We start from the raw sequence: 12,250 nt of genomic DNA, 5'->3' as shown, positions 1-12,250 counted from the left end.
AAGGGTTAAAAATTTTGGGGCTATCGGATAGAAAAAAGAGGGGTTCGCAGGGCGACACGGATTCCCATTATAATAAAAGGTTAACGCAAATCTGAGAATTTGTCAAGCCTTTTTGCCAATAAATTTGGGGAAATTATCGACAAAAAGATCACCAAAAGTCAGTGATTTGGTAGCCAAAATCCGTTAACATCTGCCTAAATAGGGGCAAACTTAAACCGATAACATTACTGTGACATCCCTCTAATCTTTCCACGAATAGACCCCCCTTTCCTTCTAGGGCAAAACAGCCGGCACATTTGAGGGGTTCTTCGGTGTCAACGTAGGCAATAATTGTTTCATCACTGATATTGGCAAAGTGAACTTTAGTGATCCCACAACGAGTCAAAGTTTGATTATTAACTCGATCGATTAAAGCATGACCTGTATAGAGTGTACCCACCCGACCGCGCATTTTTTGCCAACGCTCGATCGCTTCTGATTTATCCTTGGGTTTGCCATAGACTTCCCCCGCTACTTCTAAGACAGAATCGCAACCAAGAATTAATCCTGTATCAAATTTAGGGGCGATCGTTTGCGCTTTACATTGGGCTAAAGTTTGGACAAGATGGAGAGTATCATCAGCATTAATTGTGGATTCATCAAAGTTACTCACTCGCACAATCGGATCGATTCCCACCATTTTTAATAGTTTTTTGCGCGCAGGAGAAGCGGAAGCAAGAATCAAGGGAATAGACATAAGTTTTAAAGGAAAAAGTAAAAAAGTTAGGTAGGGTGGGTTAGGCAATGACAAATTATTAGACTTAATTATTAATTTATCTATTTGCCGTAACCCACCATCAGTTATCAGGTTTTTAGCTATTTCTGCTAAGAATTGGCAGAATTTTCGGGGGGTAAATAACGATCTAAAATCTCAACCATGCGGGATTGTTTTTCTTCATTGTCAAATCGATTGTAAAAATCTGACTGAACCTCATAAAAATCTGACCTTGATCGAGTTAATTGTCCTAGGAGTTGATCAAGTCCCCGTCTGTCTTTTTCCCATTCTTTTTTAGACTCAGCAAGACTATTAGTTAACGCTTCGATCGATTTGGCGTTAGAATTAGCGATCGCTCTAGTTTCTTTTAATCCCTGATTGGTTTCCTGTAATCCTAATTTAATCTCCTGTAGTCCTAATTTAATCTCCTGTAGTCCTGATTTAATCTCCCGTAGTTCTGTTAGGGTAGTTTCAGCAAGAGATTCCAGTCTATCTAGTCTATTTTCTTCCGAGTTACTCATATTCAGTTATCAGTTATCAGTTACCAGTTACCAGTTATCGGTTACCAGTTATCGGTTATTAGATTTGAGTTTTAAGTGACAGTATTAAATAGAAGTTTCCTCCTGTCTTTTCACTGATTACTGACTAAGTAAGTATTTTATCTTTAATTGTAACCAGCTACCTAGTTGATGATAGGTGGTGCGTTACGACGGATTTTTACCTTTAAGTCAAAACAGGAATTTTTGCCGTCTAACGCACCCTACATTTTACTGAAAATTTCCTATCCTCTGACATTTAACTAACCGAGAAAGAATCAACGATAGTTTCAAAGAGTTCTTGAATTTGCGTCCAACGTTTTTGGGAAGTGGAAAGATTAAAAGAATAGAGTTTATTATGATTAACCGTGACGCTGGCCAGATTATGACGTTCTTGGCCGTTGGCTAATTTAACTTGATATTCGAGGATATAATAATCTTGTCCGTCGATTTGATGGGATTCTGAGCGAATTAATTCTACTTCCTTATCAAGATTGGGGTTAAGACTGTTATTTTTCAGGAGACGATAGCCAACTTCCGAGGGGGTCCCTAAATCTGTTAAAGTTTTATTGTCGGGGACGGGGTTAATAATAACGCTTAAATTTTCGCTCGTTTCGATCAGGTCATGAAAAACCACATCTACTCCTGCAACTTTTTTCACATCCACCTGCGTCCAACCCTTAGGATATAAAAATTGATAGCCTTGGCTGCCACTGGTATATCCTTGCAGTCCAGCGATGGGAGTTGCACAACTGGTTAAGAGGAGGGTGGTAATGAGGAGGAAAGTCGCCAAAAGAGATTTAATCATGATATTTTGACCTGTGAGTAGGGCTGTTTAATTTTACCTTGAATTGTTTAGGTGAAGGGATTATGAAAATTAAGAAAAAATTGACAATTATTGTGGCTATAGCGACTTTTTTACTGACTGTCTCTCCCCTAAGCGCTCAAACTACCGCTAACCCCGTGAAGGCTGTAGAATTTTATAATCGGGGGGTGGATCGTTTAACCGCAGGGGATTACTCAGGAGCGATCGCAGATTTTACTCAGGCTCTACAATTAGAGCCGAAGGATGCCGATGCTTATTATAATCGCGGCTATGCGGAATTAGTTCTCGGCCAGTACGAGCGAGCGATCGCAGATTATACCCAGGCCTTGACAATCAACCCCAATTATGTTAATGCTCTCGGTAATCGTTGTTATGTGCATTATCTGACGAAAAAATACGAGGCAGCGGTGGAAGATTGCACAAAAGCGCTCGCTTTAAACGGAAATTTTGCTGATTTCTTTATTTATCGCGGTAATGCCAAGGATGACTTGGGAAGACACCTAGAAGCGATCGAGGATTACACAAAAGCTTTGAGTTTACAGGGAACTAGAGGACAGGATCGCATTTTCTATAATCGCGCCCTGGCCTATAACCGAGCCGGACAGCAGGAAATGGCTTTAAGGGACTATAATGAGAGTCTGAAAATTAATGCTAATTTTGCCGAAGCGTACCACAATCGGGGTTTGACCTATTATAAATTGGGAAACAGGGAAAAAGCGATCGCTGATTTAGAGGAAGCGGCCCGTCTAGCGTTATCTCAGGGTAAACAGGGGACTGCGGCTAAGTCTCAGTCAGCAGTGGCATTAATTCAGGGTCAAAAGCCTTAAAATAGGGAGTAGTTGTGATATTAGCGGTAAAGAGGAGTGAAAGGGGCTAAATCGCAACTACGAGGGACTAAATTTTAGCCAGCTTGAGATGCGTAAAAAGCGACGGCTAACAGTCCACCGACAAGTGTGATCGCAGCAACGCCCCAGAAAAGATAATTACGTTGTTGCGATTTAGTGGGGGGAGCCGCTTGATAAACTTTCGGTTCGGCGGCGAAATTATTTAAGCGTCCACCTTCTTCGTTTGTATAAGGCATAATCAAAACCTCAAATATGACAATTTTTAAGGAAAAAAATCCTCTTATTACAATCGTACAACATATCAGTAACCGAGTCGGGGATGTTTGGAATTCCGGCGGGGATAACAATTCTTAGTCTTGGGGTAACTGCCGGACTCTGATATTTTTATTGGCGATCGCATTTTCCATGATTGAAACTGCGAAAACAAGTTAAAAAAAGTCAATCATACCAAATCCGTTTTTAATACTATAATAATGATCTTTGAATATAAGTATTGCTTCTTTCTTTTTTAAATCTTTTAAATCTCTCTGCAGCTATCTCGCAATAGTCTTGTCGAATTTCAAAACCCACAAAAATTCTTCCTAATCCCAAGGCCGCTATTCCTGTAGAACAAGAACCGGCAAAGGGATCAAGAATTATTTCTACGGGGTTAGATGAAGCTTGTATAATTCTCTCGACAATTGCTAAAGGAAATTGTGCGGGATGTCCGGTTCTTTCCTTAGAACTGCGCTTTTCTCCTGTAGTGACTTTAGGAACTTCCCACACATCAGAAGGATTTTTACCGAGGGGATTACAACGATATTTACCATTTTTCTTTTGATTGGGATACTTAACGTTAGGGTCACGAATATTATCTAAGTTAAAAGTATATTCTTGGCAATTTTTTAGATAAAAGAGCCATTTTTCATTGCGAGGACTAAGACGATTTTTTGTAGAAACACCTGCCCCATATTTCCAGACAATTTCTTGTAAAAGATAAAAGGGAGACTTATCCCAAAGAAGATAGGGAATCGGAACACATAATCCCTTTTCTGGTACTTCTAAATAACCAACATTTAGCCAAAAAGCACCGTTATCTTGAGTAATATGATAAATTTGCTGCAGCCAATTAGCACACCAATCAACATAGTCATTGATTGAAAGAACTCGTTCATATTCTTTGCCAATATTATAAGGTGGTGATGTAACAGTGAGGTCAATTTTTATGTCACTATGAGATAGTTTAGACAAAAAGTCTGTGGCATCTCCTTGATAAAGAATAAAGCCGTTGTCCGAGTAAAAAGGTTGACCAAGATGACTAACCAGAATTTCTTTAAGAGAATTAAATTTGTTGGCTCTATCTTTTTCTAACTCTGGAGAAAATGGCTGTAGCAAGGAGGAAGGAGCAATCTGAGTTGATTGATGATCAACAATTCCCTCTGCTAGATAAGAGTTTTGTTCCTTGCTGGCAATTGGACGAGACTCATCTTCCCTAGACGATAGTTTTTTTTGTTTCCCCTGGGACTCTACAACCATAATTTCAAAGGACAGGTAAGTATTTTGATAGTTTCAATTATGCCCTTATTTTAGCAAAATATCACTGGAGTTGTGCTTAATTTAATAACTTTTGTAATCATTCTCCTTCCCTTACCCTGGATGTGGGGGGGTAGAACCCCACCAAGAGTTCAAGATTGACTGATAAAGCAGCGAGTTTTCCTTGAAAAATCTCCACCGAAAATTATCCCTAAAATGGTGGTAAATAACCCATGGCATTTTTAACTCGATCGAGAGTTTGATTGGCTACCGCTTCTGCTTTGAGACGACCTTGTCGTAAAACCGTGGCTAAATAATCTTTATCCTCTCTAATTTCGGCGTATTTTTCCTGAATAGGTTTCAGAGATTCTATGGTGACTTCTGTTAACATCGGTTTAAATTGTCCCCAACCTAAATCGGCACATTCTCCCGCGACCACCTCTTGACTTTTTCCCGATAAAATGCTATAGAGAGTTAGTAAATTATGGCATTCGGGACGCTCCGGATCATCGAAAGTTAAACCCTTAACTAGATCGGTTTTACAGCGTTTAATTTTCTTGGCAATGACATCGGGACTATCGAGAATATTAATCCGACTCATCTCGGAAGGATCGGATTTAGACATTTTATTCCGGCCATCGGTTAAGCTCATCACCCGCGCTCCTTCCTTGCGGATCATCGGATCAGGAAGTTTTAAAATTGGTTGTTTCGGTTGTCCAAAAAGATGATTAATTCTAACGGCTATATCGCGGGTTAATTCTAAATGTTGTTTTTGATCTTCTCCCACGGGTACTTTATCGGCATCGTAGAGTAGGATATCGGCAGCCATTAGCACGGGATAATCGAGTAAACCCGTGCCAACATTTTCCCCCTGTTTAATCGCCTTTTCTTTAAATTGAATCATATCGGTTAACCAATTTAAAGGGGTGATACAATTCAATAACCAAGTTAATTCCGTATGGGCCTTAACGTGGGATTGGACAAAGATAGTCGCATATTCTAAATCAATTCCGCAGGCTAAATATAAAGCGGCAATTGCTAAAGTATCCTCCGCAAGAGTTGCGGGATTATGGGGAACGGTGATCGCGTGTAAATCGACCACACAAAAGAAATTATCGTAGTCTTTTTGTCCCTCCACCCAATTGCGGATCGCACCGAGATAATTGCCTAAATGTAAATTGCCGGTTGGTTGCACACCAGATAAGATTCTTTGTTTACCCATAACTCATGCGATCGCTTTTTATCATGATTTTATTGTATCAGTTTTTGGGGCTAATTTCATCCTAAATCCAATTGGAAAAAATCATTCTCAGATAATAATCCCGCACTGACAGGGGAATGCCTAAATAAATTGGTAGCCAATGGATAAAGGCAAAAATTATCAAAATTATGAGCGAGCGCGAGCAATTTTTATAAATAGGACTGGAACTTTCTAAACCATCGGCTAAGAGCCAAGCTAGGGCAATCCAAGTGAAGCTATAGGCAGCCATATAATGATAGAGAAAGGTACAGCGACTAATTTTTAACCAGGGCAGCAGATTAGCAATATAGTTACAGATAAGATAGGCGGAAATTACTCGCTCTTTTCGGTTAAATAATCGACTAAAAACTACTAGAATTGCTCCCGTAGAAAACCACCATAAAAACGGATTACCCATAGCGTGAACATCATAAATTTTATCACCTACTCTCTCAAAATAATAAGCCACAGGTCGCCCCATTACTAACCAACTATACCAGGGAGAACAATAGGGATGGACATCAGATTGATTACCTTTTATTCTCTGATGAAATGACCAAATTTCTTGATGTACTTGCCAAAAATTATATTGATGGTTGACGAGAAGATGCGGTATCCACAGCAAACTATAGGTGACTAGGGGAAAGACAATTAAGGCGATAAAAATGTACTCTAATCTCAGGTTAGTTGCCTTTGTCCAAAGATTATCTTTTGACTGCTCTTGCTTCAATAATTTTATTAACCAAGCAATAGCGATAAAAATAAATATTCCCAGTAAAAATCCTAAGCCATTCCATTTAATATTTGCCGCTAAACCGAAAGAAACTCCTGATAATAATAGCCAATTGAGTTTCTGATTTTTCTGGAGTGCTAATAAAAAAAATAATTGTCCAGACAAACCGAATAAAATTAAGTAAATATTATTGAGAGCATAGCGGGATTCCACCAGAAATAATCCGTCTAAACTAGCGAGAAAAGTTGTGATTAAAAATACAGTTTTTCTCTGGGTTAATTGATAAGCAATTCCCCCAATAATTAGGGGAATAAAAGAACCAGTCAAAGCATTTAACCAGCGATAACTAAAAGTTGAGCGCAGGGAACCTGTTAAATTATTAATGGTTTCAGGATCGGCAGGAAAATGGGAACCAATCCAGATACTAATAGCAATTAAGTATTGACTTAACGGTGGATGAGACTGGAAAAATTCTTTACCGATTAGATATTCATTGCCGTATTTAGCATAATAAACTTCATCGAAAACAAGAGTATTAAATTGACTGAGATTCCAGAATCTTATCGCCAGAGAAAATAAAAATATTGCTAGGATAGATAGGTTAAATTTGACTTGAGAATTCATGGAAAGACAATAGTTATTATAACTGGGAATTTTCTGGTAACTGCGAGCGAAATTCTTTGACGGCAAGACGGGGATTAGGATGGTTGACATATTCGGCTAATAATTCTAAATTTAAATCCGGTAATAAAGCACTTTTAGGAATTAAAATATATTCGCCATTCTCTTGCAAAGAATAGATTTTTAACTGATTATCTTGCCAAAACCAAACCTCTTGAGTTCCCAATCTTTTATAAACTTCTAAAACTTTCAGGCTGCCACTGGTTAAAATTATTTCGATCGCCAAATCAGGAAACTCTTTTTCTGTGAATAAACAAAAACATTCATCTGGTTCTTTTCCCGCTTCTTTTTCCTGTTTTCGCAAAGTGGTGGAACCTAATCCCCAGAAATCAATTTCAGCATATTCTAAATAAACTTCTACCAATCTACCGATATTTTTTTTGCTAACTTCATGACGACGACTAGGAGCCATAATTTCTACCATTCCATCTAAGTAAGTGATGCGATAACTCGAACTATCTTCTAAATGTTTTAAGAGGGTTTCGTACTGTTGCCAATTAACCCCAGAAATTAACATTCTTTGTTCAGGATCATTAGCTTTTAACTCGAAACCTTCTAATCCTTGTAACCGAATCGTAGTTATCATAAAATTAATTACCTCGTCTATTTGACTTAATTACTCAGCAAGACTTATTTTGATTTCTTCTGGTCTGAATTTTAGCTCGTAAAATCTTAACTTTATAGGGATCAGCATCTTTTCGCCACAGAATCTGATAGCCTTTGATTGTAGCACAATGCTCCTCTAAACATTTTTGCCAACCCTGTAAACGTTCGATCGCTTTTCTATCTTCTAACAATCCCCAATCCTTTTCTAATTTAGTTAACTGAAGCAATTTATCATAGTTAGGATAATCAGCCGTTACTAAAAGCTCTTTTTCGTGTAGAATTGGCGGATTAGGACTATCCCGATAATCGCGAAAACTAAAATCAGCCGAACCTAAATATACATCCATGCTAGTAGCTAAAATCGGATGGATTTCTGTATCAAAATTGGGGTAATAAAGATAGGAAATTTTGGGTTGACGAAAGGATAAACGAATAACATTAGCATTTTCTAACCGTCCGATAGTTTGACTAGCACAACCTTCATATAAGCGTAATAACATCGGTAATTTTTCCAGAATGCTAATATGAATAGTTAGGGAATAACGGGAAAGTTTGCCTAAAGAACTATTTTCACAAGTACGAGCGATCGCTGCCAAATTTCCCGCACTTATTAACACTTCTTCTGCTAAAGCGCAAGCATTGCGATAACTGCCAAATAAAGCTTTAAAATCGGCACGGGTAGCGGGGGATAATTCCCGTACTTTCGGACAGTGGCTAAATTGACTTAAAGCTAAATAAAGTAAAAGATCGGCGCGTCTTTTATCGGCAATTATCTCCCATTCTTCCGCTTCTGTTACTTGTAAAATCACTTGAAAAGCTCGTCTAAAAGTGCCAAATTCTGCCTTAATTTCTTCCTCTTGTAATAATTCACCCGCGACGGGTAAACGTCCCTGCTGGGTGTAAAATTCCATCAGGGGAGTCAATAAATCTTCGTAATCTTCAAAGCGTTTGAGATGGGTTTTAATTTTAGGAGTGGTGGCGCGGGAACGACATCTCGATAAACGAAAAGTTTCGGCTTTTTCTTCCTCTCGAAAAACTAGATAAATTCCCAAAGTTATTGGAATAGAATCAACTCCTAAACTGCTATCAATATACTGTTTTAGTTCTTCCTGTTGATAGTATTTTTGAAAGGTATTGCGACGAGTTATAATTCCATCTTCATAAGCCATTAAACCCCGTTCGCTATCATCAATTAGAATCTGTGCTGAAACAATTAAAACTTGACGGGTTAATTGCCAAGCTTTTAATAAAGCTTCCTGCCGTTCTTCGGCGGATTCAATAACATTAATTACATAGCCTAAATTAACAATATCAGATTCAATTAAAGGACTATCGGGACGATAATAAGGATCCCAACCTTCACTTTGATAACCCTGTTCGGCTATGCGTTCTATATCACCTCCATAACCACAACCGTAATCAAAAAAAGTGGTTTCAGGAAGGAATAATCCCGCCGCTAATGCTAATCTTGTCGGACGAGAAAGGGTTTTGCGAACAAGAGCGGCTTTGTGGCGATCAATTATTATCGATTTTTCCTTTTGTCCCTCTAGATTACAAACTAAATAATCTCCTGCAAAATCAAGGTTATGCTTTCTTAAAAGCCGTTGCCATTCCTGTTTAGTACCGATGGGATAAGAACTGTTTAAAAGTCCTAAAGCACTCTCGATTTTTGTGAGATGATCGAATTCTTGATAAAGGGGATAGTCCCTAGTAACAAAAGTTTCTTTTCGGTGTAAAATGGGCGGATTATCGGCATTTTGATAATTCCATTCACTTAAGATTAATGTCCCCATATCTACCACTAAACTTTTAGTTAAAGCTGGGTGAGGTTCCCGATCAAAATCGGGATAAAAAAGATAGGATATTTTCGGTTTATCGGTGCTAAATTTAATTATTGTTGCCTCAGATAAATGCTGATTAATTCTTCCTTTTTGTTCGTAATTCTGGAGGATAGGATCAAGTTGATGTAATGCCTCTCGATGAACATAAAGCGCCCCCGGTAATAGTTTACCGATGGGACTAACTTGACACAGTTGCACGATTACGGTGAAATTCTCAGTCATGGCAATTAATCTGTCTAATAACAAATTCTAGAGACAGAAAAAACTAAATAAATCTAGTTAAATGAACCCGATAGCGCTCTTTTTTTGTCATAGTAACCTCACCCACTTCTAGACGACCTTTTCCCCGAAAAGAAATCAAATCACCGGTTTTAACGTTATAACTAGATTGGCTGATATCTTTCCAGTTAACTCGCACATCCCCAGCGCTAATTGCTTCGGCCATTTTACTGCGAGAAATGCCAAAACCCGCAGAGGCGATCGCATCTAAACGCAAGGAAGCTTCCACAGTATTAATTTCTTTTTTTTGCGGTGGTCTAACTTTTAATTCCGTCAAAGGAATCGGGCTAGTTTTCACGGGAACTGAACGCACTTGTAGTAAATTAGCACATAAAAAATCTGCCAATTCAGGCACTACAATTGCCTGCGCTCCTCGCTCACCTAAAACGATTATATCGCCGACTTTTTCCCGGACGATACCCGTCCCTAACATCGCCCCTAAAAAATCCCGGTGGTTAGCGGTATCAAAAAGAAAATTACCGGCAATATCAAGGGCAGATAGGGGAATATCTGTTACTGTCAAAGGTAGATCAACTCTAGCAATACCGAGGCGCTGTCTTTCTGCTTGGGGATAACCGCCCCATTTTTGCATTGACACATCTGTTAAACGCTGAAAAACCCGTTCTACTTCCGCTAAAACCGCGGGAGAAAGAAAGTCTGTCACCGTCACTTCCCAAGTCTTGATCGCTTGTTCGGCTTTATCAATAACTTTCGCTATCTCCTCGCGATTCTCGACACCCTTTAGTAATTCTTCTCTTGGTGACATTGTTTTGTGGTAATTAATCAAAAATTCTTAGGAAAAAATCAAATGACCGATAACTTATTCCCGATAACCGTTCACTGTTCTAGGGCGTATCCTTGCAGATTTTCGGGGTTAAATTGACGGAGGATAAGAGTCGCTTGATTTTTCAAGTTTTCGGAACCCTGCACGACAATAATATATTTTCCGGCGCCGAGACGATTGCGATAGGGAAGTGCATCGCCACTGCCGGACGATAAACCCACGCCACCACCGACGAAAATACTGCCCATTGCCCCCCCAATCGCCCCAGCAATGCCGCCAACAATATGATTCCCCGGTTCTCCGGCCCAATCAAAGGTATGCAATCCCGTAATCAGGTTAAAAAGGTAGCCACCGGCAAAACCGAAGGGAATTAGCCAAAAAGCCATGAGAGTAGCCCGTTTTTTGGCCTGTTGGAAGGGATCGATCAAACCGAACTCATCGGCACTTTTATAGCCGCGACCGAGAATGGTCACTTGAGATTGGGGAATTCCCGCTTTTTCGAGGGCAACGGCAGCTTCTTCTGCTTGTATGCGATCAGCTAACACGGCAATGAGATAATTCATATTCTCCAACTTTTCAGCTATCTTCATCTCCTATTGTAAGGATTTTGGGGACTGAAAAGCCGCTTGATCGAGAAAATATTAAAGGGGATGGGAAGAAATTATTTTATTTTGGTGATTTCTGGCAATAATTGACCATAAAGATCAAGGGAGATAGTCCAATTATCATTATTAACAAGAAGTTTTTTCGGATTATTACCATTGGCATCAGACTGTAAAGCTTGACTCACTTGTGTCATTATTTTAATCTTATCCCGATTCACTCCTGACGTAAAAACTAAAAAATAGGTTAGAGTTCCAGCAATGATAGCTAGTCTTCAGGAATAGACCTGTGCGAAAATTAAATTTGTGAGAAAAAAGAGCAAGACAACCCGTGCGATTGCCCTGTCAATCGTAGCTGATTGGGTCGCCCTTGTTCTTCTTCAGTGAAACCCCAGCAGTTTTTGGGTAGTCGGCAAGAACCCTCCTGCAGCGACTCCAACCAATCCGACTTTAGTTGTGGGTTCTGGAATGGTTTCCCCGCGTTCTTGCAAAACTTCAAGGTAAAGTTTAATCGCTTCTTTAATATTTTCCTGAACCTCTTCAAAGGTATCTCCAATACTCACGCAACCGGGCAAGTCGGGAACCATTGCGCCCCAGTTTGTTTCGCCTTGTTCGTAAATGACGGCATACTCTTTCATGGTTGATCCTCCAATTGAGCTTGTTTCCAAATCGATGCTAATGTTCCTTTGGGTATGTCGTCCCCAGGCTTGCCAGGAACAACCACGATTCCTGGCTTTGTTTCATGGGCAAGGATACGATGGCTCCCGCGCATTCGCATCTGATACCAACCATCAGCTTCTAATCGTTTGAGTACATCACGAACTTTCAATCATCCCCTCCCTTGTCTCCGCCCATCGGGTACTTGATTGTAGATTTTGACATCCTCACCGCCGTAAACGGACGGTGATTCCCAAACCTCACGATTTAGGTTTCTGCTTCTTTCCCTTGCGGGGTTCCGCACCTGCCTTAACAGAGTAAATCTGTTCTGGTCTTATGGTCGCTCTACAGACT

General features: G+C 39.6%; 15 protein-coding genes. 1 reads left to right on the top strand and 14 read right to left on the bottom strand.

Annotation, left to right across the window (positions count from 1 at the left end; all coding sequences use genetic code 11):
- Window positions 1–148: 148 nt before the first annotated feature.
- The 3 genes from IM479_RS15760 to psbP all read right to left on the bottom strand — a co-directional run bounded on the left by IM479_RS15760 (window position 149) and on the right by psbP (window position 2,098).
- Window positions 149–736, bottom strand: coding sequence for a Maf family protein (locus IM479_RS15760; RefSeq protein ID WP_287686883.1), 588 nt, complete (start codon window positions 734–736; stop codon window positions 149–151).
- 128 nt (window positions 737–864) lie between these two features.
- On the bottom strand, window positions 865–1,275 hold the full coding sequence (locus tag IM479_RS15755; RefSeq protein ID WP_287686882.1) for a hypothetical protein: 411 nt from the start codon (window positions 1,273–1,275) through the stop codon (window positions 865–867).
- Window positions 1,276–1,549: 274 nt separating this feature from the next.
- Window positions 1,550–2,098, bottom strand: a complete 549-nt coding sequence (gene psbP, locus IM479_RS15750; protein WP_287686880.1) for a photosystem II reaction center PsbP — start codon at window positions 2,096–2,098, stop codon at window positions 1,550–1,552.
- 62 nt (window positions 2,099–2,160) lie between these two features.
- Here psbP and IM479_RS15745 point away from each other — a divergent pair, with 62 nt between their 5' ends.
- On the top strand, window positions 2,161–2,943 hold the full coding sequence (locus tag IM479_RS15745; RefSeq protein WP_287686878.1) for a tetratricopeptide repeat protein: 783 nt from the start codon (window positions 2,161–2,163) through the stop codon (window positions 2,941–2,943).
- A gap of 74 nt (window positions 2,944–3,017) precedes the next feature.
- Here IM479_RS15745 and psb34 read toward each other — a convergent pair whose 3' ends face one another.
- The 11 genes from psb34 to IM479_RS15690 all read right to left on the bottom strand — a co-directional run bounded on the left by psb34 (window position 3,018) and on the right by IM479_RS15690 (window position 12,068).
- A complete protein-coding gene (gene psb34, locus IM479_RS15740) occupies window positions 3,018–3,197 on the bottom strand; it encodes a photosystem II assembly protein Psb34 (protein WP_024969104.1) in 180 nt (59 codons plus the stop codon).
- Window positions 3,198–3,426: 229 nt separating this feature from the next.
- Window positions 3,427–4,476: a DNA-methyltransferase gene (locus IM479_RS15735; RefSeq protein WP_287686876.1), complete on the bottom strand. Its 1,050-nt coding sequence runs from the start codon at window positions 4,474–4,476 to the stop codon at window positions 3,427–3,429.
- A 208-nt stretch (window positions 4,477–4,684) separates the two neighbouring features.
- Window positions 4,685–5,695: a tryptophan--tRNA ligase gene (trpS, locus tag IM479_RS15730; RefSeq protein ID WP_108935634.1), complete on the bottom strand. Its 1,011-nt coding sequence runs from the start codon at window positions 5,693–5,695 to the stop codon at window positions 4,685–4,687.
- Window positions 5,696–5,756: 61 nt separating this feature from the next.
- Window positions 5,757–7,070, bottom strand: a complete 1,314-nt coding sequence (locus IM479_RS15725; RefSeq protein ID WP_287686901.1) for a dolichyl-phosphate-mannose--protein mannosyltransferase — start codon at window positions 7,068–7,070, stop codon at window positions 5,757–5,759.
- A gap of 16 nt (window positions 7,071–7,086) precedes the next feature.
- Window positions 7,087–7,713, bottom strand: a complete 627-nt coding sequence (locus IM479_RS15720; protein WP_287686874.1) for a Uma2 family endonuclease — start codon at window positions 7,711–7,713, stop codon at window positions 7,087–7,089.
- Between the two features lie 34 nt (window positions 7,714–7,747).
- The gene (locus IM479_RS15715; RefSeq protein WP_287686873.1) at window positions 7,748–9,796 is read right to left on the bottom strand and encodes a DNA phosphorothioation-associated putative methyltransferase; all 2,049 of its coding nucleotides are present in this window, start codon (window positions 9,794–9,796) and stop codon (window positions 7,748–7,750) included.
- Window positions 9,797–9,839: 43 nt separating this feature from the next.
- Window positions 9,840–10,619 carry a photosystem II electron transport protein, Sll1252 family gene (locus IM479_RS15710; RefSeq protein ID WP_286825511.1) on the bottom strand — a complete coding sequence of 260 codons (780 nt, stop codon included), beginning with the start codon at window positions 10,617–10,619 and terminating at the stop codon, window positions 9,840–9,842.
- A gap of 71 nt (window positions 10,620–10,690) precedes the next feature.
- Window positions 10,691–11,200 carry a hypothetical protein gene (locus IM479_RS15705; RefSeq protein ID WP_286825510.1) on the bottom strand — a complete coding sequence of 170 codons (510 nt, stop codon included), beginning with the start codon at window positions 11,198–11,200 and terminating at the stop codon, window positions 10,691–10,693.
- A 98-nt stretch (window positions 11,201–11,298) separates the two neighbouring features.
- Window positions 11,299–11,436: a hypothetical protein gene (locus IM479_RS15700; RefSeq protein WP_287076256.1), complete on the bottom strand. Its 138-nt coding sequence runs from the start codon at window positions 11,434–11,436 to the stop codon at window positions 11,299–11,301.
- 183 nt (window positions 11,437–11,619) lie between these two features.
- On the bottom strand, window positions 11,620–11,877 hold the full coding sequence (locus tag IM479_RS15695; RefSeq protein WP_287676923.1) for a type II toxin-antitoxin system HicB family antitoxin: 258 nt from the start codon (window positions 11,875–11,877) through the stop codon (window positions 11,620–11,622).
- Window positions 11,874–12,068 carry a type II toxin-antitoxin system HicA family toxin gene (locus IM479_RS15690; RefSeq protein WP_287686871.1) on the bottom strand — a complete coding sequence of 65 codons (195 nt, stop codon included), beginning with the start codon at window positions 12,066–12,068 and terminating at the stop codon, window positions 11,874–11,876. Before IM479_RS15690 ends, IM479_RS15695 begins: the two co-directional genes overlap by 4 nt.
- Window positions 12,069–12,250 lie beyond the last annotated feature (182 nt).

The organism is Microcystis sp. M165S2 (assembly GCF_020245885.1).
In the GTDB taxonomy this organism is placed as follows: Bacteria; Cyanobacteriota; Cyanobacteriia; order Cyanobacteriales; family Microcystaceae; genus Microcystis.
Note: the sequence above shows the minus strand (reverse complement) of the source record. Positions and strands in the feature narration are given on the sequence as shown.